Source organism: Saccharopolyspora hirsuta (genome assembly GCF_008630535.1).
Classification (GTDB): domain Bacteria; phylum Actinomycetota; class Actinomycetes; order Mycobacteriales; family Pseudonocardiaceae; genus Saccharopolyspora; species Saccharopolyspora hirsuta.
In genome coordinates, this window is sequence record NZ_VWPH01000001.1 from 475,968 (window position 1) to 496,577 (window position 20,610).

At 72.4% G+C, this 20,610-nt stretch carries 20 protein-coding genes and 1 pseudogene; 11 read left to right on the top strand and 10 right to left on the bottom strand.

Features of this window, described 5'->3' with window-relative positions; genetic code table 11:
- Positions 1-76: 76 nt before the first annotated feature.
- The 7 genes and pseudogenes from F1721_RS02180 to F1721_RS02210 all read left to right on the top strand — a co-directional run bounded on the left by F1721_RS02180 (position 77) and on the right by F1721_RS02210 (position 6,052).
- Complete coding sequence (locus F1721_RS02180) at positions 77-925, top strand: ABC transporter permease (RefSeq protein WP_150064782.1); 849 nt, start codon at positions 77-79, stop codon at positions 923-925.
- The gene (locus F1721_RS02185) at positions 898-1,629 is read left to right on the top strand and encodes an ABC transporter ATP-binding protein (RefSeq protein WP_150064783.1); all 732 of its coding nucleotides are present in this window, start codon (positions 898-900) and stop codon (positions 1,627-1,629) included. Before F1721_RS02180 ends, F1721_RS02185 begins: the two co-directional genes overlap by 28 nt.
- A 17-nt stretch (positions 1,630-1,646) precedes the next feature.
- Positions 1,647-2,726: pseudogene (locus tag F1721_RS02190) on the top strand (LLM class flavin-dependent oxidoreductase).
- A gap of 18 nt (positions 2,727-2,744) precedes the next feature.
- Positions 2,745-3,557: a class II aldolase/adducin family protein gene (locus F1721_RS02195; protein WP_150064784.1), complete on the top strand. Its 813-nt coding sequence runs from the start codon at positions 2,745-2,747 to the stop codon at positions 3,555-3,557.
- Positions 3,558-3,575: 18 nt separating this feature from the next.
- Positions 3,576-4,535, top strand: coding sequence for an ABC transporter substrate-binding protein (locus tag F1721_RS02200; protein WP_170301324.1), 960 nt, complete (start codon positions 3,576-3,578; stop codon positions 4,533-4,535).
- A 7-nt stretch (positions 4,536-4,542) separates the two neighbouring features.
- Positions 4,543-5,556 carry an Rrf2 family transcriptional regulator gene (locus F1721_RS02205; protein WP_150064786.1) on the top strand — a complete coding sequence of 338 codons (1,014 nt, stop codon included), beginning with the start codon at positions 4,543-4,545 and terminating at the stop codon, positions 5,554-5,556.
- Between the two features lie 16 nt (positions 5,557-5,572).
- Positions 5,573-6,052 carry a cupin domain-containing protein gene (locus tag F1721_RS02210; RefSeq protein WP_150064787.1) on the top strand — a complete coding sequence of 160 codons (480 nt, stop codon included), beginning with the start codon at positions 5,573-5,575 and terminating at the stop codon, positions 6,050-6,052.
- A gap of 48 nt (positions 6,053-6,100) precedes the next feature.
- Here the strand turns inward: F1721_RS02210 and F1721_RS02215 are convergent, their stop codons facing one another.
- The 9 genes from F1721_RS02215 to F1721_RS02255 are packed head-to-tail and all read right to left on the bottom strand — an operon-like array spanning position 6,101 to position 15,741.
- On the bottom strand, positions 6,101-6,316 hold the full coding sequence (locus tag F1721_RS02215; RefSeq protein ID WP_150064788.1) for a biotin/lipoyl-binding carrier protein: 216 nt from the start codon (positions 6,314-6,316) through the stop codon (positions 6,101-6,103).
- On the bottom strand, positions 6,316-7,647 hold the full coding sequence (locus tag F1721_RS02220; RefSeq protein WP_150064789.1) for an ATP-binding protein: 1,332 nt from the start codon (positions 7,645-7,647) through the stop codon (positions 6,316-6,318). Before F1721_RS02220 ends, F1721_RS02215 begins: the two co-directional genes overlap by 1 nt.
- Complete coding sequence (locus tag F1721_RS02225) at positions 7,644-8,825, bottom strand: CaiB/BaiF CoA transferase family protein (protein ID WP_150064790.1); 1,182 nt, start codon at positions 8,823-8,825, stop codon at positions 7,644-7,646. The genes F1721_RS02220 and F1721_RS02225 overlap by 4 nt, the downstream gene beginning before the upstream one ends.
- Before the next feature lie 5 nt (positions 8,826-8,830).
- Positions 8,831-10,363 (bottom strand): acyl-CoA carboxylase subunit beta, encoded by a 1,533-nt coding sequence (locus F1721_RS02230; protein WP_150064791.1) that lies wholly within the window; start codon positions 10,361-10,363, stop codon positions 8,831-8,833.
- A 31-nt stretch (positions 10,364-10,394) separates the two neighbouring features.
- The gene (locus F1721_RS02235) at positions 10,395-11,252 is read right to left on the bottom strand and encodes an ABC transporter permease (protein WP_150064792.1); all 858 of its coding nucleotides are present in this window, start codon (positions 11,250-11,252) and stop codon (positions 10,395-10,397) included.
- A 16-nt stretch (positions 11,253-11,268) separates the two neighbouring features.
- Positions 11,269-12,249 carry an ABC transporter permease gene (locus F1721_RS02240; protein WP_150064793.1) on the bottom strand — a complete coding sequence of 327 codons (981 nt, stop codon included), beginning with the start codon at positions 12,247-12,249 and terminating at the stop codon, positions 11,269-11,271.
- Complete coding sequence (locus tag F1721_RS02245; protein WP_150064794.1) at positions 12,246-13,754, bottom strand: ABC transporter substrate-binding protein; 1,509 nt, start codon at positions 13,752-13,754, stop codon at positions 12,246-12,248. The genes F1721_RS02240 and F1721_RS02245 overlap by 4 nt, the downstream gene beginning before the upstream one ends.
- Complete coding sequence (locus F1721_RS02250) at positions 13,751-14,734, bottom strand: ABC transporter ATP-binding protein (RefSeq protein WP_246154032.1); 984 nt, start codon at positions 14,732-14,734, stop codon at positions 13,751-13,753. The genes F1721_RS02245 and F1721_RS02250 overlap by 4 nt, the downstream gene beginning before the upstream one ends.
- A complete protein-coding gene (locus F1721_RS02255; RefSeq protein WP_246154035.1) occupies positions 14,731-15,741 on the bottom strand; it encodes an ABC transporter ATP-binding protein in 1,011 nt (336 codons plus the stop codon). Before F1721_RS02255 ends, F1721_RS02250 begins: the two co-directional genes overlap by 4 nt.
- 123 nt (positions 15,742-15,864) lie before the next feature.
- On the opposite strand from F1721_RS02255, the gene F1721_RS34275 reads away from it, so the two are divergent.
- On the top strand, positions 15,865-16,485 hold the full coding sequence (locus F1721_RS34275; RefSeq protein ID WP_170301325.1) for a TetR/AcrR family transcriptional regulator: 621 nt from the start codon (positions 15,865-15,867) through the stop codon (positions 16,483-16,485).
- 65 nt (positions 16,486-16,550) lie between these two features.
- Complete coding sequence (locus tag F1721_RS02265) at positions 16,551-16,982, top strand: nitroreductase family deazaflavin-dependent oxidoreductase (RefSeq protein ID WP_150064985.1); 432 nt, start codon at positions 16,551-16,553, stop codon at positions 16,980-16,982.
- A 20-nt stretch (positions 16,983-17,002) separates the two neighbouring features.
- Here the strand turns inward: F1721_RS02265 and F1721_RS02270 are convergent, their stop codons facing one another.
- Positions 17,003-18,598 carry an FUSC family protein gene (locus tag F1721_RS02270; RefSeq protein WP_150064796.1) on the bottom strand — a complete coding sequence of 532 codons (1,596 nt, stop codon included), beginning with the start codon at positions 18,596-18,598 and terminating at the stop codon, positions 17,003-17,005.
- A gap of 42 nt (positions 18,599-18,640) precedes the next feature.
- On the opposite strand from F1721_RS02270, the gene F1721_RS02275 reads away from it, so the two are divergent.
- Positions 18,641-19,132 (top strand): MarR family winged helix-turn-helix transcriptional regulator, encoded by a 492-nt coding sequence (locus F1721_RS02275; protein ID WP_170301326.1) that lies wholly within the window; start codon positions 18,641-18,643, stop codon positions 19,130-19,132.
- 158 nt (positions 19,133-19,290) lie between these two features.
- Positions 19,291-20,583 (top strand): glycosyltransferase family 87 protein, encoded by a 1,293-nt coding sequence (locus F1721_RS02280; RefSeq protein ID WP_246154036.1) that lies wholly within the window; start codon positions 19,291-19,293, stop codon positions 20,581-20,583.
- Positions 20,584-20,610 lie beyond the last annotated feature (27 nt).

Sequence of the window (20,610 nt, forward strand, 5' to 3'; positions counted from 1 at the left end):
GGCACGCGCGAGCGGTTCTCGCCCACGCGGCCCGCCGTTGGCCGCGTCATGCCCTCGTGCCCTGCGGAGTGTGCAGATGACCACGTCCACCGAAGAACTCGCACCCAGCCGAGATCCGATCGCCGTCACGACCGTGCGGACCCGCACGGCCAGGCGCGAGAGCCGGGTCCCCCGCTGGCTTTTCAAGCTCGTCAGCCCGGTCGCCCTGGTACTGGTCTGGCAGGCGCTGAGCAGCACCGGCGTGCTCAGCGACGACACCCTCGCCTCGCCCGCGACGGTTGCGGGAACCGCGCTGGAGATGTGGGAGGAGGGTCGGCTCCAGGAGGCGATCGCCGCCTCCGTGCAGCGCGTCGGCGCCGGGCTGGCGATCGGTGTGCTCGCCGCCGTGGTCCTGGCCACGCTGTCCGGGCTGTTCCGCCGGGGTGAGGACATCATCGACGCGCCGATGCAGATGCTGCGCACGGTGCCGGTGATCGGCCTGATCCCGCTGCTGATCATCTGGTTCGGCATCGGCGAGCAGCCCAAGATCGTGCTGATCGCGCTGGCCGTGACCTTCCCGCTCTACATGAACATCTACGGCGGCATCCGCAACGTCGACGCCGCGCTGGTGGAGGCCGCCAAGACCCTCGGCCTGGGCTGGTTCGCGCAGATCCGGCACGTCATCCTGCCCGCCGCGATGCCCAACGCCCTGGTCGGGCTGCGCTACTCGCTCGGATCGGCGTGGCTGGCCCTGGTGTTCGGCGAGACGATCAACGCCACCGCGGGCATCGGCTACGAGATGAACATGGCCCGCGAGTTCTTCCAGACCGACGTGATCGTGGTCTGCCTCGTGCTCTACGCACTGCTCGGCCTCGTCGCCGACTTCATCGTCCGACTTCTGGAGAGGATCGTGCTGGCATGGCGACCGGCGTTTCGGGGAGCGTAGTGAAACCGGCCGCGGTGCGCGGTCTGACCAGGAGCTTCGGCGACCGGACGGTGCTCGACGAGCTCGACCTGGACATCGAGCCGGGCCAGTTCGTGGCGCTGCTCGGACCCAGCGGGTGCGGCAAGAGCACGCTGCTGCGCATCCTGGCCGACCTCGACCAGGAGGTCAGCGGGGACGTGCGGGTCGCGGAGCGGCGCGCGGTGGCCTTCCAGACGCCGCGGCTGATGCCGTGGAAGCGCGTGTGGCGCAACGTGGTCCTCGGCCTGCCCGGCCGCCCCGACAAGGAGCGGGCGGTCGCGGCGCTGGAGGAGGTCGGGCTCGGCCACCGGGTCGAGGTGTGGCCGAAGGTGCTCTCCGGTGGCGAGGCGCAGCGCGCGTCGCTGGCCCGCGCGCTGGTGCGGGAACCGGACCTGCTGCTGCTCGACGAACCGTTCTCGGCGCTCGACGCCCTGACCCGGATCAGGGCGCAACGGCTGGTCGGCGAGCTGTGGCGGCGGCACCGCTGCGCGATCCTGCTGGTCACGCACGACGTGGAGGAGGCGCTCCTGCTGGCCGACCGGGTGCTCGTGATGCGCGACGGGCGCATCGGCTACGACCAGGAGGTCGACCTGGACCGGCCGCGGGACGTCACCGACCCGGCCTTCGTGGCGCTGCGCGCGGAACTGCTGTCCTGGCTCGGTGTCGGAGAGGGGAGTGCGGAATGACGGTGGAGTTCATCGGGATGATCGGGGCGCAGCACGTCTCGGAGATCCGCGCGGCGGACGGGCCGCCGGTCGACCCGGCGTTCCTCCGCGAGTTCGCCCGGGCCCACGAGGAGGCCGGGTTCGACCGGGTGCTGATCGGCTACGGCTCCAGCAGCCCGGAGAACACCCAGCTGGCCGCACACGCCGCCGCGCACACCGAGCGGTTGGGCTTCCTGATCGCGCACCGGCCGGGTTTCGTGGCGCCGACCCTGGCCGCCCGCACCTTCGCCACCGCCGACCAGCTCACCGGCGGCCGCATCGCGGTGCACATCATCACCGGCGGCGACGACGCCGACCAGCGGCGCGACGGCGACTACCTGTCCAAGGAGGAGCGCTACGCGCGCACCGACGAGTACCTGGACGTCCTGCACCGGGTGTGGACCGCGGAGGGACCGGTGTCCCACGAGGGCGCGCACTACCGGTTCGAGGACTACAACGCCGCCGTGAAACCGGTGCAGCGGCCCCGGATCCCGCTGTAATTCGGCGGATCGTCCGAGGCGGCCTATCGGGTGGGCGGCAAGCACGCGGACGTGTTCGCGCTGTGGGGCGAACCGCTGGCGCAGACCGCCGAGCAGATCGCCGCGGTCCGGGCGGCGGCCGAGGCGGCCGGGCGCACCGAGCCGCCGAGGATCAGCGTGTCCTTCCGGCCGATCCTCGGGGCCACCGAGGAGCAGGCGTGGGAGCGGGCGCACCGCATCCTGGACCGGATCAAGGCGGCGCGCGGTGGTCTCGCGTCGTTCACCGGACCGAAGACCCTCAACCCCGGCCAGCAGGTGGCCAACGTCGGCTCGCAGCGCCTGCTCGCCGCCGCGGCGGCCGGTGAGCTGCACGACCGTGCACTGTGGACGCCGACGGCGGCGGCGACCAACGCTGCGGGCAACTCCACCGCGCTGGTGGGCACCCCGGAAACCGTCGCGGCGGCGCTGCTCGACTACGTCGACATCGGCGTCACGACGCTGCTCATCCGCGGCTACGACCCGTACGACGACGCCGTGGACTACGGGCGCGAGCTGATCCCGCTGGTGCGCCAAGAACTCGCCCGCCGCGAAGCCGCCTAGATACAAGAGGGGACCCGCATGACCACCACCGCACCCGGGCTGTCGGAGTTCGCCCGGAACCTGGCACCCCGGAACAACAGCTTCCCCGCGCGGCCCGTCTTCGACGACGTCGAGGACGAGCGCCGGTTCCGCAAGCAGCGGCTGGCCGCCGCGCTGCGCATCTTCGGCAAGCTCGGCTACAGCGAGGGCGCCGCCGGGCACATCACCGTCCGCGACCCGGAGCTGCCCGACCACTTCTGGGTCAACCCGCTCGGCCGCGCGTTCAGCCGCATCAAGGCCTCCGACCTGCTGCTGGTCAACCACGACGGCCAGATCGTGCACGGCGACCTCCCGGTCAACCAGGCCGCCTTCGCCATCCACTCGCAGATCCACCAGGCCCGGCCGGACGTCGACGCCGCCGCGCACAGCCACTCCATCTGGGGCAAGGCGCTGGCCGCCCTGGGCACCGAGCTGCTGCCGATCTCGCAGGACAGCGCCCAGTTCTACGAGGACAACGTGATCGTGCCGGACTTCTCCGGGGTCGTGCTTGACCTGGAGGAGGGGCGCCGGATCGCCGCGACGCTGGGGCAGCGCAGGCTGGCGATCCTGGCCAACCACGGGCTGCTGACCGTCGGACGCAGCCTGGAGGAAGCCGTGGCGCTCTACGTCGCGGCGGAGCGCAACTCGAAGGTCCAGGTCGTCGCGCAGGCGGCCGGTCCGCTCCAGCTGATCCCGCACGAGATCGCGCGGCACACCTGGGAGCAGTACCAGGAGCACCGCGACCCGGGCTGGGTGACCTTCGCCCCGCTGTACGAGGAGATCGTCCACGAGCAGCCGGATCTGCTCGACTGAGACTGGAGAACCATGCGAATGACCAGAGCTCTGCTCGCGGTGCTGGCCGCCGGGCTGCTCGCGATGACCGGCTGCTCGACGGAGGAGCCGGCGAACTCGCTGTCCGACGTCACGCTCGTCCTGGGCGACCAGGCCGGTGGCCTGCGGGCCCGGGTGGAGGCATCGGGCGCCTTCGACGACGCGCCCTACCGCATCAAGTGGGCCAACTTCCAAGGCGCCGCACCGCTCTTCGAGGCCATGCGCTCCGGGGACGTGGACACCGCGACGGCGGCCGACGCGCCCACCGTGCAGGCCATCGCCGGTGGGGTTCCCGCCCGCCCGGCGCTGGCCACCGCCGCCTCGCCCAGCTCCACGGCCATCGTCGTGCCGCCGGGATCTCCGATCCGCACCGTCGCCGACCTGCGCGGCAAGCACCTGGTGGTGTCCACGGCGCCCGGCAGCGTCTCGCACTACACCGCGCTCGGCGCGCTGGAGGAGGCCGGGCTCACCCCGCAGGACGTGCAGCTGACCTTCAGCCTGCCCACCGACGCGCAGGCGGGCTTCAGCGCCGGGCACATCGACGCCTGGGCCACCTTCGACCCGTACCTGGCGATCGCCGAGCACGCCGGAGCGCGGGTGATCCGCGACGGGCAGGGCATCAACGGCCGCAACGGGATCCTGTCGGTGTCGGCGACCGCAGCAGCCGATCCGCTGAAGCGCGAGGCGCTGGCCGACGCGCTGCGCCGGTTCGAGGCGGCGTGGCGGTGGAGCGACCAGAACCCGGCCGAGTACCAGCGCGTGTACGAGAAGCTGACCTCGCTGGACCCGCCGGTCGCGCAGCAGATCCTCACCCGGACCAAGCAGGAGACCCGGCCGCTGACCGACGACGTCGTCGCCGACCTGCAGGCCGTCGCGGACCGGTACCTGGAGGCCGGTGTGCTGCGGGAACCGGTCGACGTGGCAGGGGCGTGCGAGCGCGACCTGTACCGGGCCGGGTGAGGTGGCGATGACCAGGTGGACCCCGCAGGGGACCAGCCGGGGCACCGTCGCGGTGCTGCCGGGCAGGGGCGAGACACCGGCGCTCTACGAGCGGTTCGGCCGCAGGCTCGCGGCGGACGGCTACACCGTCGTGGTGCCGGAGCCGGGCAGCGGTCCCGGCGAGTGGTTCGAGCCGGGCGCGGCGCGGTTCCTGGCCGGAACCGACACCGGAGCGCTGCAAGCCTGGCAGTGGGCGCTGGACATCGAGCTCGACGGTCTGATCCTGGCGGGCACACCGCTGGCGGTCGGCGCACGGCCAGCCGACCGGACCGAGGAGATCGGCGTGCGCACGTCCTGCCCGGTGCACCGGGAGCTGCTGGAGAACGACCCCGACTTCGGGTGGGGGCTGCTGACCGGCGCGCCCGAGCCGCCGGAGCGGTTGCCCGAGGTGCCGGTGCTGCTGCTGCACGGCGACGCCGACACCGTCGCCCCGGTCGCCCCGGTGGCCGCGCTCGCCGCCCGCCTCCCGCAGAGCTCGCTGGCGGTGTTCAAGGACGGTGTGCACGACGTCCTCAACGACCAGCACCACCGCAGCGCGGCCGCCCGGATCGTGCTGTTCTGCGAGGAGATCGCCAAGGGCGCGGTGGTGCTGCCCGAGGTGCCGAAGCCGCGGCGGTCCGCCCCGGTGCAGGTCTCGGCCCGGGTGGACTACTCGCTGCGGGCGCTGCGCGAGCTGGCGGGCAGCGCCGGTCCGGTCAAGTGCGCGGTCATCGCCCGCAACCAGCGGATCCCGCTGAACTCGCTGGTCAACCTGATGATCGAACTGCGCCGCGCCGGGCTGGTCGGCAGCCAGCGCGGGTGCGACGGCGGGTACTGGCTGACCCGGGAGGCGGAGAAGATCACGGTCGGCGAGGTTGTGCGCGCGGTGGACGGTGGGGTTACCTCGGTGCACAGCGGCTCACCCGACGCCGACCTGTGGCGCGAGCTGGACCGGCAGGTGGCCGACTTCCTCGGCCGGGTGCCGGTGGTCGGCGATCGGTGAACGAGGAAGGACCCAGATGACCCAGCACGACGCTTTCCACCCGGACCTGTCCACGTCGGTGCCCGACGCGCAGCGCGCCTCGCTGCGCACCCGGCTGCACCACGTCCGGGCCGCCGACCTGGACAAGAACACCGCGCAGACCGAGGGCATGCGGCGGCTGGCCGCGATCAGCGGTGAGCTGGTCGGCTCGGAGCGGATCTGGATGGGCGAGACCCACGTGGCCCCGTCGACGGCCTCGGACAACCACCACCACGGCGAGTCGGAGACGGCGATCCACGTGGTCAGCGGCAACCCGGAGTTCGTCTTCCACGACGGCGCCGAGGAGGTGCGCATCAAGACCGAACCGGGCGACTACATCTTCGTCCCGCCCTACGTCCCGCACCGGGAGGAGAACCCGGACCCGGACAACCCGGCGGTGGTGGTGATCGCCCGCAGCACCCAGGAGGCGATCGTGGTCAACCTCCCCGAGCTCTACCACCTCGAACCGGAGGGCTGATCGGAGTTGGCGGGCATCCCGCGGTGCGCGAGATGCCCGCCGACGCGGTCACTCGGTGCTGACCACGGCAATGAGATCGCCCTCGGCCACGCTGTCGCCCTCGGCCACCGCCACGCGGGTGACCACGCCATCCGCTTCGCTGAGCACCGGGATCTCCATCTTCATCGACTCCAGGATCGCCAGCTCCTCGTCGGCCTTGACCGCCGTGCCCTCGGCGACCAGGACCTTCCAGACGTTGGCCACCATCTCGGCTCTGATCTCCATCAGTTCTCCTTCCGCCGGGCGGTGATCCGGTCGACCACGCCGGTGTCGTAGGTCCCGCTGCTGAACTCCGGGGAGTCGAGCAGTTCGGCCAGGAACGGCAGGTTGCACTGCGGGCCGCGCACGACGAACTCCGCGACCGCCCGCCGCGCGCGGGCGAGCGCGTCCGCGCGGTCGGCGCCGTGCGCCACGACCTTGGCCAGCAGCGGGTCGAAGTGCGGGCTCACCTCCGTGTTCGCCGCGTACCCGGCGTCCACCCGGACCCCGTTCGGCTCGACCCACTCGGTGATCCGGCCCGGCCGGGGCAGGAACCGGACCGGGTCCTCGGCGTAGAGCCGCAGCTCGACCGCGTGCCCCCGCGGTGCCGGGAAGTCCGCGGGCACGTCCTCGCCCGAGGCGATGCGCAGCTGGAGCTCCACCAGGTCGACGCCGTGCACCTGCTCGGTGATCGGGTGCTCGACCTGCAGCCTGGTGTTGACCTCCAGGAAGTGGAACTCCCCGGTGGCCGGGTCGAGCAGGAACTCCACCGTCCCGGCGTTGCGGTACCCGACGCTCTCGGCGGCCCGGACGGCCGCCGCGCACAGCCGGTCCCGCAGCGCCGCGCCGACCGCGGGGGAGGGGCACTCCTCGACGACCTTCTGGTGGCGGCGCTGCACCGAGCAGTCCCGCTCGCCGAAGGCGCGCACCGAACCGTCGGGCATCCCCACCACCTGCACCTCGACGTGCCGGGCGCGCGGCACGTAGCGCTCCAGCAGGATCCGCGCGTCGCCGAAGGCACCGCCACCGCGCGAGAGGGCCGTCCGGGCGGCGCGCTGCAACGACTCCGGGGCGTGGGCGACGCCCATCCCGATGCCGCCACCGCCGGAAACCGCCTTGACCATCAGGGGAAAACCCAGGTCCGCCCCGGCGGCCACCGCTTCGTCCGCCGACGCCAGCCCGGACGTGCCCGGCAGCACCGGCACCCCGGCGGCGGCCATGTGCGCCCGCGCCGCCGCCTTGTCGGCGAGCAGTTCCATCGCTTCCGCCGACGGGCCCACCCACACCAGGCCCGCGTCCGCGCAGCGCCGCGCGAACTCGGCGTTCTCGGAGAGGAATCCGTATCCCGGGTGGACGGCAGCGGCACCGGTGTCGCGCGCGGCGGCGAGAACGGCGTCGATCGAGAGGAAGTCGCGCGGTGAGCTCAACGCGACCGACTCGTCCGCCTCCGCGACGTACGGCAGGCCGGTGTCCACTTCGGACTGCAGCGCGATGGTGCGCACCCCGAGCCGCCGCGCGGTCCGGATGATGCGGCGGGCGATCTCACCCCGGTTCGCCACCAGCAGGCTCGGGATCACGATGCACCTCCGGTGGCGCGGCGCAGGGACTCGATCCGCTCCGGCGAGTAGCCGAGCTGGCGCAGCACCTCATCGGTGTGCTCGCCGAGCTGCGGCGGTCGCTGCGGCTCCCGCGCCGGGGTGCCGGTCAGCCGCAGCGCCGGGCCGGGAACCGTCGCGTGCTTGCCGTCGCGCAGCGGCAGGCGCACCGCGATGCCCCGCTCCCGGACCTGCGGGTCCGACACCAGGTCGGCCACCGACTGCACCGGCCCGCACACCACGCCGTCGGCCTGCAGCACCGCCACGACGTCGGCCTTGCCGCGCGCTCGGGTCCACGCGACCACCTCGGCGTCGATCTGCTCGCGCTCGCGCACCCGCCAGCCCGCTTCGGCCCGCTCCCGCTCGGCCCACTCCGGGTGGCCGAGCCGGGCGCTGAAGGACTCCCACATCTTCGGCGTGATCGGCGCGAGGTAGACCCAGCCGTCCGCGGTCGGGTACAGGCCCGAGTAGTTCGTCGGCAGCGAGGAACCCCACCGGCGCGGCTCGTCGATCCCGGCGGCGGCGACCGAGACGTGGTGCGCCAGCAGCGGGAACATCGAGTCCAGCATGCCGACGTCGATCAGCTGCCCCCGGCCGGTGCGCTCCCGGGCCAGCAGGCCCAGCATCGCCGCCATCGCCGCCTGCATGCCGGTGATGTTGTCGGCGACGAACGGCCCGGCGATGGTCGGTGCGCCGTCCGGCTCGCCGGTCATGTCGGCCAGCCCGCTCATCGCCTGGATGATGCCGTCGTAGGCCACCCACGACGAGTACGGCCCGGTGCGCCCGAACCCGGTCACGTGCACCACCACGGTCCGCGGGTTGATCCGGTGCACCTCGTCGAAGCCGAACCCGAGCTTGTCCGGCACGCCGTTGGCGTAGTTGGTGACCAGCACGTCGGCCCAGCCGATCAGGTCGTGGAGCACCGCCTTCCCGGGCTCGGAGCGCAGGTCGAGCGCGATGCTGCGCTTGGTGCGGTTGTTGGCCGCGAAGTAGAGGCTCTCGCCGTCGTGGACCGGTTGGGCCCGGCGGCCCATCTCGCCGTCCGGCGGCTCGACCTTGACCACCTCGGCGCCGTGGTCGGCCAGGATCTGGCAGCACTGCGGTCCGGCGATGTAGTGCGCGATCTCCAGCACGCGCACCCCGCTCAGGGCGCTGGTCATCGCGGTCACCCCCGGAAGTGCCAGCTCGACGGGCCCGCGGTGCGCAGCGGCGCGGCGAGCTCGGCGAACTCGCACAGCAGCGGCCGGGTGTCGCGGGGATCGATGATCTCCTCGATGTTGAACGCCTCGGCGGTGCGGAACGGGGAGCGGATCGCGTTCATCTTCTCGGTGATCTCCGCCAGCAGCGCGTCCCGGTCCTCGGCAGCGTCCAGATCAGCCCGGTAGGCGGCCTCGACGCCGCCCTCGATGGGCAGCGAACCCCAGTCCGCCGACGGCCAGGAGTATCGGTAGTGCACGCGCGCGGCGTTGGTGTGCGCGGCGCCCGCGACGCCGAAGACCTTGCGCAGGATCACCGACGCCCACGGCACTTTCGCCTGGTAGACCGCGTTGAGCGCCCGCACGCCGAAGCGCATCGTGGCGTCCTTCTCGGCCTCCACGCCGATGACGAACCCGGGCTGGTCCACCAGGTGCACCACGGGCAGGTGGAAGGTCTCGGCGAGGTCCACCAGCCACTCGATCTTGCGGCTGGACTGCGCGGTCATGCCGCCGCCGTAGATCATCGGATCGCTGGCCAGCACCGCCACCGGCCAGCCCCCCAACCGCGCCAGACCGGTCACCGCGGAGCGACCGAACCCCCGGCCCAGCTCCAGGAACGACCCCTGGTCCACCACGGCCTGGACGATCGGCCGGATCCGGTACGGGCGGCGCCGGTCGCGGGGGATCGCGCCGATCAGCCAGTCCTCGCGGCGCTCGGGATCGTCGGAGCTCTCGACGCGCGGCGGCAGCTGGTGCACCGACGGCGGCAGGTAGGACAGGAACCGGCGGGTGCGGTCGAAGGCCTCCTTCTCCGAGTCGACCACGTCGAGCACCACGCCGTTGCGGCCGTGGATGTCGCTGCCGCCCAGCTCCTCCTTGGTGACCTCCTGGCCCAGCCGCGCGACCAGCGGCGGCCCCGCGGCGAAGACCTGCGAGATGCCGCGCACCATCACCGAGTAGTGCGCGGCGGCCACCCGCGCGGCGCCGAGCCCGGCCACCGACCCGAGCGCGAGCGCCACCACCGGGACGGTGCCCAGGTTCGCCGCCACCCACTCCCAGCCGGGGTTGGCCGGGACGTAGGTGCGCCCGATCTCCTCCAGCGAGCGGATCGACCCGCCGCCCCCGGTGCCGTCGACCAGCCGCACCAGCGGGATCCGCAGCTCGTTGGCCAGCTGCTCGGCCATGATCTGCTTCTCCCGGATGGAGGCGTCCGACGCGCCGCCGCGCACCGTGAAGTCGTCGCCGCCGACCACCACCGGCCGGTCGTCCAGCCGCCCGCGGCCGAACACGAAGTTGGCGGGCTGGAAGGCGCCGTCGGGCTGGAACTTCCCGGCGATCGCGCCGATCTCGTGGAAGCTGCCGGGGTCCAGCAGCTCGTCGATGCGTTCCCGGACGGTCAGCTTGCCGTGGTCGTGCTGCCGCTTGACCTTCTCCGGCCCGCCCATGCGCCGCGCGAGCTCCTCGCGCCGCCGGAGTTCGTCGATTTCCAATTGCCAGGACAATGTCCCTCCAAAGTGGTCGCAGGGCTGGCGTTCAGTGGTTGCGACGGGGGTCGAGTGCTCGCTGGGCGACGTCGCCCAGCACGTTGAAGGCCAGCGCGGTCGCGGCGATCGCCAGACCTGGCACCAGCATCTGCAGCGGTGCCTGGTAGAGGAAGGTGTAGGCGCGGGCCAGCATCGAGCCCCAGCTCGGGTCGGGCGGCTGCACGCCGAGCCCGAGGAAGCTCAGGCTGGCCTCGGCGATCAGCGCGTGCGCCAGCAGCAGGCCGGACTGCACCAGCACCGGTTGCACGGAGTTGGGCACCAGGTGCCGCAGCACCAGGTGCCGACCGCGGCTGCCGAAGCTGCGCGCCGCCTCGACGTAGGTCTCCTCCTTGACCGCGAGGACCTGCGCGCGCATCAGGCGGGCGACCGACGGGGCGAACACGATGCCCACCGAGATCATCGAGTTGACCAGGCTCGGTTGCAGCGCCGCGGTGATCGCGATGGCCAGGATGATCGCCGGGAACGACAGCAGCGTGTCCACCACCCGCATCACCGCGCTGTCCACGACCCCGCCGAGGTACCCGGCGGCCAGCCCGAGCGGGACCCCGATCAGCAGCGCGACCCCGACGGCCAGGAAGCTGGCCAGCATCGACGCCCGCGCGCCGTGGACCAGTCGGCTGAGGACGTCGCGCCCCAGGTCGTCGGCGCCCAGCAGGTAGCCGGGCGTGCCCGCCGGGGCGAGGACGGCGTCGAAGTTCTGCGCGTTGGGTTCGTGCGCGGTCACCAGCGGTGCCAGCAGCGCGAGCACCGCCACCAGCACGAGGTACCCGAGGGAGGCCAGGCCGCGCCAGTCCCGCACGACCAGCAGCAACCGGTTCTCCCGGCGCGGTGGGGAAAGCGCCGTCATGACATCACTCCCTCGTTCACCGGGTGATCCGCGGGTCGATGAACCGGTAGGCCAGGTCGACCACCAGGTTCGTGAGCAGCACCAGCAGCGCGGTCACCAGCACCACGCCCTGGATCACCGGGTAGTCGCGCTGGGTGGTCGCCTCGACGACGAGCGTGCCGAGCCCGGGGATGGCGAACAGCGTCTCGACCACGACGCTCGCCCCGAGCACCCGGCTGACCAGCAGCCCGATGATCGTCGCCAGCGGCAGCCCGGCGTTCTTCAAGGCGTGCTGCCAGACGATCGTCCGGCGCGCCAGGCCCTTCGCCCGGTGGGTGCGCATGAAATCCGACCGCAGCACCTCGATCAGCGCGGAGCGCAGCTGGCGGCACACCTCGGCCGCACCGACCATGCCGAGCGCGATGGCGGGCAGGACCAGGTGCTGCACCGCCTGCGCGGGGTCCTCGGCGAGCCCGGCGAAACCCGTGGCGGGCAACCACTGCAGCTGGACGGCGAAGACGAGCACCAGCACCATGCCGATCCAGAAGTTCGGCACCGCGATGCCCAGCGTGGCCGCACCGGTGATGGCGGTGTCGGCCGGTCGCCCCTGCCGCAGCGCCGCCGCGACGCCCAGGGGGACGCCGATGCCCACGGCCACCAGCAGCGCCGCTGCGCCGAGCGTCAGGGTGGTGGGAAGTCGTTGCCACACCAGGGTTCCCACGCTCTCGCCGGTGCTCAGCGAGACGCCGAGGTCGCCGGTGACCGCGTGCCGCAACCAGTCCAGGTACTGGACCGGGAACGGCTCGTCCAGCCCGAGCTGGGCGCGGATCTCGGCCAACCGCTCCGGGGTGGCGTGCTCCCCGGCGATGGCCTGCGCGGGATCGCCGGGGATCAGGTGCAGCAGGCTGAACACCACGAAGGTCGCGAGCACCAGCGTCGGCACCGCGACCAGCAGCCGCCGGCCGATGGTGCGCAGCAGGGCCGCGTCCCGGCCCGGACGTACCGCCGCGGCCGTCATCGTTCCACCTGCACAGCGGTGAACTTCGGCTTGCCCAGCAGGTTCGGCTCGAAGCCGTGCACCTGCTCGCGGTAGGCGGCCACCGCGGGCGGGAAGATCAGCGGCACGAACAGCGACCGGTCGGCGACGATCCGGGCCGCCGCACCGAGCTCCGCCGCTCGCCGCGGCAGGTCCGAGGTGCTGTTGGCGGCGTTGAGCGCTTCGTCGATGCCGGGGGTCGCGACGTGCCCGGCGTTGTAGTAGCCGCGCTCGGTGAACATCAGCTTGTAGGTGAGGCTCGGATCGGGGCGCCCGGTCCAGGCCGAGAGCATCGCCGGGTACTTGCGCTCGTTGAAGAACTCGCTGCTGGCCTGGGTGAGCTCGGTCGGGATCAGGTCGATCTGCACGCCGACCTCGCCGAGCTGGTGCTTCAGCACCTCGGCCAGCCGCACGTTGACCGGGTCCGGGTAGGTCAGCAGCGGGAACCGCAGCCCCGTGGCGTGACCGGCCTCGGCCAGCAGCTGCCTGGCCCGCTGCGGGTCGTGCGGGTAGGTGGGGGCCACGGTCGCCGGGAACGCCCAGTGGTCCGACGGCAGCGGTGTCCAGCCGACCTCGCCCTGCCCGAACTGCGTGACCTGCCGGATCTGCTCGCGGTCGAGCGCCAGGTTCAGCGCTCGCCGGACCCGCTCGTCGCGGAACACCGGTGCGCTCAGGTCCAGGTAGATGATCAGCTGGTACAGCTGCGGGCTGGACGAGACCTCCGTGCCCTTCGCGGCGGCGAGCAGCCCGACGTCCTGCGGCGGCGGGTTGAACACGATGTCCTGCTGGCCGGAGCGCAGCGCGTTCACCGCCGTCGAGCCGTCCTTCATGATCGTGAAGGTGATGCTGTCCAGGTGCGGCAAGCCGCGCTGCCAGTAGTCGGGGAAGCGCTGCACCCGCACCGACTGCCCGTAGCGCCACTCGGCGAACTGCCACGGCCCGGCGCCGACGGGATGGCGCTCGAAGTCGTCACCGGCGCGTTCGGCCGCGGTGGGGGAGACGAGCATCCCGGCGCGGTCGGCCAGGGTCAGCAGCAGCGAGCTGTCCGGCCGGGCCAGGTTGAGCCGCGCGGTCAGCGGGTCGAGGACGTCGACGCCGGTCACGCTGGCCACGTCGGACTTGATGTTGGACTCCGGGCCCTTGGCGCGCTCGACGTTGTACTTGACGGCTTGCGCGTCGACCGGCGTGCCGTCGTGGAACCGCATGCCCGGCCGCAGGTGCAGCACCAGCGCTCTCGGGTCGTGCTGGTCCCAGGACTCGGCGAGACCCGGCGCGGGTTCCAGCGTTCTCGGGTCGAACGACACCAGCGTGTCGTAGAGGGTGTACAGGATCGCGTGGTCCGAACCGGAGTTGCCGCGTTGCGGGTCCAAAGAGGACGGATTGGACCGCCAGGCCACCCGCAGGTGCTGGCCGACCTCGGCCGCTCCGCCGCTGCACGCGGTCAGCGCGAGCGCCAGCGACAACCCCGCGGCGACGATGCGCTTCATCCCCGACCTCCTTCGACGCCGCGCAGCGGCAGGGATCCGGCGAAGTGGCACGCGGTCCAGCGCCCGGGACCGACCTCCCGCCACTGCGGGACCTCCTCGGCGCACCTGCGCTCGGCGTACCGGCAGCGGGTGCGGAACCGGCACCCCGACGGCGGGTGCACCGGGCTGGGGATGTCGCCGTCGAGGACGATCCGGTCCCGCTGCCGTTCCCCGATCCGGGGTTGCGCCGAGACCAGCGCCTCGCTGTACGGGTGCAGCGGCCGCTCGACCACGTCGTCGACGGGACCGAGCTCCATCAGCCGCCCCAGGTACATCACCGCGACGCGGTCGGCGATGCTGGACACCACGGCCAGGTCGTGGGTGATGAACAGGTAGGCCAGCCCCAGCTCGGCCTGCAGCCCGCGCAGCAGGTCCAGGATCTCGGCCTGCAGCGCCACGTCCAGCGCCGACACCGGTTCGTCGCAGACCACCAGCGCCGGCTCCAGCACGAGTGCGCGGGCGATGTTCACCCGCTGCTTCTGCCCGCCCGACAGCTCGTGCGGGTAGCGCTCGCAGTGCGCGGCGGACAAGCCGACCGCTTCCAGCATCGCGAGCGCGCGGGCCCGGCGCTCGGCGCTGCTGCCCCTGCTCTGCACCACGAGCGGTTCCTCGACGCTGGAGGCGATGCGCATCCGGGGGTCCAGCGACGCGTTCGGGTCCTGGAACACCATCTGCACCCTGGTCAGCGCGTCGCGCTTGGCGCGGCCTCGCAGCGCTGCGAGGTTCGTCCCGGCCAGGCGCACTTCGCCGCCGGAAGGACGCACGAGCTGCAGCAGCGCCCGGCTCAGCGTGGACTTGCCCGAGCCGGACTCGCCGATCAACCCGAGCGTTTCGCCTTCGCGCAGGGCGAAGGAGACGCCGTCGACCGCGCGGACCCGCTCGCCCCTGCGCTTCGCGGGGAACGCGACCGCCAGGTCGTCGACTTGCAGCAGCGGGCTCACCGGGCCACCCCCGGCAAGGTCAGCTCCGCAGCGCGGGCGCAGCGCACCGACCGCGCGTCGGCGATCGGGAGCAGTTCGGGCCGGTTCTCGCGGCAGGCGTCGGCGGCGTGGTCGCAGCGCGGGTGGAACGCGCAGCCCGGCGGCTGGGCGTCCGGCGGCGGAACCCGGCCGGGGATCGCCTTGAGCTCGGCGTGCCGGGCCTCGATCCGCGGAATCGCCTGCAGGAGGCGGGAGGTGTACGGGTGCCGGGGTGCGCGCAGCACGTCGGCCACCGGACCGCTCTCGACGGTCTCGCCCGCGTACAGCGTGACCATCCGGTCGCAGAGCTCGGCGACGACGCCGAGGTCGTGGGTGATGAACAGGACCGCGGTGCCGTGCTGCCGGGTCAGGTCGCGCAGCAGTTCCAGGATCTGCGCCTGGATCGTGACGTCCACGGCGGTGGTCGGCTCGTCGGCGATCAGCAGCCGCGGGCGGCAGATCAGCGCGATCGCGATCATCACGCGCTGCCGCATCCCACCGGAGAGCTGGTGCGGGTACTCGCCGAAGCGCTGCTCCGGCAGCGGGATCCCGACCGCTTCGAGCATCTCGATCGCGGCCTCGCGCGCTGCCCGCCTGCTGGTGCTGCGGTGCGCGAGCAGGCACTCCACCAGCTGGTGCCCGACGGTGAACACCGGGTCCAGCGCGCTCATCGGTTCCTGGAAGACCATGCCGAGCTCGTCGCCGCGCAGGGCCTGCCGCGCGCGTTCCGGCAGCCGCAGCAGGTCGGTGCCGTCGAACCGGATCCGCCCGGTGATCCGCGCCGGTGGCGCGGGCAGGAGTCCCATGACCGCGAGCGCGGTGAGCGACTTGCCGCTGCCGCTCTCGCCCGCCATGCCCAGGATCTCGCCGGGGGACACCGAGAAGGACACGTCGCGCACCGCGGTGGTGCGGGACTTCCCGGCGGGGAAGGAGATGGTGAGCTGCTCGACTTCCAGCACGTGGTCTGCGGAGCTGCGGGGGAGTGTCAACGCTGGCCTCCCGAGAGGTGTGATGGCGGGCACTCTAAGCAGCATGTAAAACTGACGTCAATATCAGTTTTCTGGATTGCGCTAGGTTGGCGCATCTCTGTACCGAGTCACCAGGAGGACGCGGTGGCCGTTGAGCGGCTGCAACCGGTAGCCAGCCCGAAGACGCCGAAGGGCCGGGGGTCGAAGGAGGCGTTGCTGCGCGCGGCGCGGGCGGTTTTCGGCCGCTCCGGGTTCGCCGCCTCGCGGGTGGCCGACATCGCGGCCGAGGCGGGCATGTCCAGCGGCGCGTTCTACCGGTACTACACCGACAAGCGCGAGGCGCTGGTCGAGCTGATGACCGAACTGCTGCAGGGCCTGTTCGACCAGTCCCGGGCGAAGTGGAACCCGTCCGACGCGGTGGAGTCGGTGGTGATCAGCACGGAGCGCTACTTCCGCTACTACGCGGACAACGCGGACCTGTTCCGCGTGCTGCACGAGACCGCCCAGACGGACCCGGAGATCGAGGCGATGCAGGCGGAGAGCCGCCGCACCTTCCACGACCGGATCACCCGCATGGCCCGCAAGGGCATCGAGCGCGGCCTGATCCGCCCCGACCTGGACCCGGACCTCAGCGCGGCCTTCCTGGGCGGCATGACCGAGCACTACGCCTACACCCGCTTCGTCCTGCACCGCTACCCGGAGCGCGACGTCGAGGAGGTGAGCCGGGAGCTGGCCAACCTCTGGGCCCGCGGCGCGCTGGCCTGACCGGGCCATCGCCCATCCGGGTGGCCGCAGGAATGGGTGCGGAGCGGGCGGCGTTGGTCGTGGACATGTCCGACGAGACCGTTGAGCTCAGCCCCACCAGCTGGGTGCAGGAGCAGACGAAGAAGATCCTCGAGACCGGGACCACCGAGGGCGTCGAGATCCAGGGGTCACCGGTGGTGCTGATGACGCTGCGCGGCGCGAAGACCGGCAAGCTGCGCTACACCCCGGTGATGCGGGTGGAGCACGGCGGCCGGTACGCGGTGGTGGCGTCCAAGGGCGGTGCCCCCGAGCACCCGACCTGGTACTACAACATCAAGGCGCACCCCGAGTTCCGGCTGCAGGACGGGACCGTGACCAAGGAGTTCGTCGCCCGCGAGGTCGAGGGCGACGAGCGGGCCGAGTGGTGGGAGCGGGCGGTCGCGGCCTACCCGCCCTACGCCGAGTACCAGGAGAAGACCGACCGGCAGATCCCGGTCTTCGTGCTCGAACCGAAGTGACCGTCGGGGCCGCGGTCCCGTCACGCGGTCGTGCGGGACGGGGCCGTGGCCGCCAGGAGTTCGTAGGCCTCGTGCTCGGTGTCGAGGACTTCCCGGGTGCGGGGGTTGCGGTGCCAGGGTTCGCCGTCGGCGACCGCGTGCGCGTTGCGGAGGGCGAAGACCGCGCGGGTGAGACGGGCTCTGGCCACAGTGGACTCCTCGGCGCCGCGGAGCTGCTGCAGGGCTTCGCGGCACTCGGCGAGGGCCGCGTTCAGGCGGCGGGCGGACTGGCGGTTGATCAGGACCAGGCTCACCGCCGCGGCGATCAGCGCGCCGAGGACGGTCGTGGTGATGCGCTCGGCGATCAGCTCGTTGTGCGCCCCCGGGTTGCTCAGCGAGGCCAGCCCGAGGGCCAGCGGGGTGACGAACAGCAGGCCCAGCGCGTAGTTGGCCTGGACGAACAGCTCGGCGACCAGCTGGCAGACCACCACCAGCACCAGGATCACCACCGGGCTCGGGTGCAGGCCGAACATCGCGAACGCCACGACGGCACCGGCCAGCGTGCCCAACAGCCGCTGCACCGTGCGCAGCCAGGTGGCCGTGGCGTTGGTCGACTGCAGGACCGCGCTGGCCGACACCACCGCCCAGTAGGCGTGGTCGAGACCCACCGCGATGGTGACCAGCCCGGCGATCAGGCAGGACAGCAGCATCCGCCCCGCGTTGGGCAGGAACGGCGAGATCCGGGCGGACCGCGGTTTCAGTTGAAACTGTGATCCGTCACCCGGGGCCGACCGCGGTTTCAGTTGAAACTGCGGTGCGGACGACGGCTGGGGGATCCGGCCGCGGTGGAGCTTGCGGGCGAGGTCGCGCAGGTGCACCGCGTCGGCGGGGTGGTGCAGCAGGTGCTCGGCGTCGGCGAGGTGTGCGCGGAGGGCGGTGACGGTGCGCCCGGTGCCGCGCAGCGTTGCCGAGGCCCGGTGCACCGCGAGGTGCGCGCGGTGCCGGGTGGCGGGGTTGGGGTTGTCGAGGTGATCGGCGACGGCCACCAGCGCACGAGCGGCGGCGACTCGGTGCGGGCCGGTCGGGTGCAGGAGGTTGCCGAGCAGGCTCAGCGCCGCGGACAGCGCGGCGGAGGCCGCGGTGACCCCGATGTGCAGGCCAGCGGCCGACCAGTCCTGCGTTGCGTAGGCGGCGGCACCGGCCGCGAAGACGAACATCAGGCCGCCGGGCGGGCCGAACTCCAGCACGTCGGCGGCCAGCTTGCCGACGGTCGCGATCGCGCTGAGCACCAGGACCCCGATGAGCGCGTCGTCGGTGGTGGCCGCGATCATCGTTGCCGTGGCCACGCTCGCGACCAGTCCCAGCGCGATCAGCGGGAGCAGACGCGCCCGGCGGGACCAGGTGTCGACCCGGCAGTACAGCGAGGTGAACGCGCCGAACGCGGCGAAGGGCACCAGGTCCGTCCGCCCGGCCGCCGCCAGCGCGGCGATCGGGACGCCGAAGGACACCCCGATCCGCAGCGCGGGGACCGCAACCCCACCGATCGTCCGCGTGTACCTCAGCGCGTCCCGGACGCGCAGCGTCCGGCGCAGGCGGGTCAGGGCGGAGTCGGGTTCGGCGCGGTCGAGAACGTTCACTAGTAAAATATTACCAGATGCTTTACCCGTGAAGGAGTGACGGTGGACGACGCGGTCGGACGGATCTGCGCGCAGTGGCGCGAGCAGCGACCGGACCTCGATGTGTCCCCGATCGACGTGATCGGCCGGGTGCGGCGGCTCAACGCGCTGACCAACCAGCTCGACGACGCCGCGTTCGCCGAGGTCGGGTTGTCGCGGATGGAGTTCGAGGTGCTCAGCGCGCTGCGGCGGGCCGGGGGAGGGCTGCGGCCCAGCCAGCTCACCAGGGAGACGCTGTCCTCCGGGGCGGCCACCACCAAGCGGCTCGCCCGGCTGGAGGGCGAGGGCCTGATCAGCCGCACCGCGTCCCAGCGCGACCGCCGGGAGGTCGACGTGCGGCTCACCGAGCGCGGGCGGGAGCTGATCGACCGGCTCTTCCCGGTGCAGCTGGAGCGCGAGCGGCAGCTGCTCGCGCCGTTGCGGGCTGACGAGCGCGAGCAGCTGGGGGTGCTGCTGGCCAAGCTGCTGGGATCGCTCGACGGAGCCGTCCGGTGACCGAGGGCTTCCGGCGAGCCGTGCGCTGTGCCGGAGATCCGGTGCGTTAAAGTTTTCCGGTTCTTCAAGGGGTATTCCCGCGACCCAGGCGAACGCGGCGTGATCGGTCGATCACGCACCGGTGATCGACGTCGGTCGCCCGATCGAGAGGACCCGGTGTGGCCACGGTGCAGTTCAAATCCGGCCATCCTGTGCTTGACCTCGGTGAACTCCCGGACCGGCTGCGCGGTTTCGTGGTGCGGCGCTCGCGCGGCATCATCGCCGCGTCGGTGCCGCTGCTGGTCATCTCCTTCGTGCTGCTGCTGGTGCTGCGGCGGGCCGGGCTGGACCAGGGCTCGGCCATCGACTACCAGGTCTACCGCTGGGCGGTGCACACCTGGCTGGCCGGCGGCGACATCATGAACACCGCCCCGACGGTCAGCATCGGGCGCGTCCTGCCGTGGGTGTACCCGCCGTTCGCGCTGCTGCCGCTGCTGCCGTTCGCGCTGCTGCCGTTCGTCGCCGGGCTGGCCGCGCTGTACCTGGTCGACCTGCTCGCCATCGGCGCGGCGCTGTACCTGGTCACCCGGCACATGTGGGCGGCCGTCGGGCGGCGCGGTGCGCTGGCGGTGGCGATGGCGCTGCTGCCCTGGACGCTGTTCCTGGAACCGGTCTACGCCTCCTTCGGGCTCGGCCAGATCAACATCGCGCTGATGGGGCTGGTCGTCGTCGACTGCCTGGCGATCAACCCGCGCTGGCCGCGCGGCGCGCTGATCGGCATCGCCGCTGCGATCAAGCTCACCCCCGCCGCCTTCCTGCTGTTCCTGCTGTTCCGCAAGGAGTTCCGCGCGGCGGCGACCGCGGTGGCCACCGCCGCGCTCGGCACCGCGGTGGGCTTCGCGCTGAACTACCAGGCCGCGGTGGAGTACTGGTTCGGCAAGGGACCGGCGCACGGCGTGAGCGGTTCGGCCTTCCACACCAACCAGTCGATCATGGGCGGGCTGGCCCGCCTGGAGCTGGCGCCGTCGGTGCAGAACGGCCTGTGGCTGCTGCTCTCGCTGGCCTGCGCGGCGGTGGTGGCCTACGCGGTTCGCCGCACCGAGCCCGCTCTGGCGGTGATGGCCAACGGTCTGCTGGCGCTGCTGGTCTCGCCGACGTCGTGGTCGGACCACTGGGTGTGGTGCGCCCCGGCGCTGCTGGTGATGGTCGGCTGCGCCGTCCGGCTGCGCAGCCCGTGGTGGTTCGGCGTCGCCGCGCTGACGCTGGCGACCGTGCTGGCCGCCGTGTTCAAATCGTTGCCCGCCGGTCCTCCGTGGACCCCGGCGCAGCACTTCTTCGGGAATCCCTACCTGCTGCTGGGTCTGCTGCTGCTGGCGCTGCTCGGCCTTTTCGTCCGGAATCGCACGATCGCGAGTACTCCGGAGGACCCCTCGGTACTGGTGGACGAGCGGGTCCGGCCGGAACCGCGCTGACGCGGTGGCCTCCGGAGGTGGCCGGGT

Bases quoted from the DNA above. Each gene is read 5' to 3' on its own strand.
- F1721_RS02180 (WP_150064782.1), top strand. From the start codon at position 77: ATGACCACGTCCACCGAAGAACTCGCACCCAGCCGAGATCCGATCGCC.
- F1721_RS02185 (WP_150064783.1), top strand. From the start codon at position 898: ATGGCGACCGGCGTTTCGGGGAGCGTAGTGAAACCGGCCGCGGTGCGC.
- F1721_RS02195 (WP_150064784.1), top strand. From the start codon at position 2,745: ATGACCACCACCGCACCCGGGCTGTCGGAGTTCGCCCGGAACCTGGCA.
- F1721_RS02200 (WP_170301324.1), top strand. From the start codon at position 3,576: ATGACCAGAGCTCTGCTCGCGGTGCTGGCCGCCGGGCTGCTCGCGATG.
- F1721_RS02205 (WP_150064786.1), top strand. From the start codon at position 4,543: ATGACCAGGTGGACCCCGCAGGGGACCAGCCGGGGCACCGTCGCGGTG.
- F1721_RS02210 (WP_150064787.1), top strand. From the start codon at position 5,573: ATGACCCAGCACGACGCTTTCCACCCGGACCTGTCCACGTCGGTGCCC.
- F1721_RS02215 (WP_150064788.1), bottom strand. From the start codon at position 6,316: ATGGAGATCAGAGCCGAGATGGTGGCCAACGTCTGGAAGGTCCTGGTC.
- F1721_RS02225 (WP_150064790.1), bottom strand. From the start codon at position 8,825: ATGACCAGCGCCCTGAGCGGGGTGCGCGTGCTGGAGATCGCGCACTAC.
- F1721_RS02235 (WP_150064792.1), bottom strand. From the start codon at position 11,252: ATGACGGCGCTTTCCCCACCGCGCCGGGAGAACCGGTTGCTGCTGGTC.
- F1721_RS02240 (WP_150064793.1), bottom strand. From the start codon at position 12,249: ATGACGGCCGCGGCGGTACGTCCGGGCCGGGACGCGGCCCTGCTGCGC.
- F1721_RS02245 (WP_150064794.1), bottom strand. From the start codon at position 13,754: ATGAAGCGCATCGTCGCCGCGGGGTTGTCGCTGGCGCTCGCGCTGACC.
- F1721_RS02265 (WP_150064985.1), top strand. From the start codon at position 16,551: ATGTCCGACGAGACCGTTGAGCTCAGCCCCACCAGCTGGGTGCAGGAG.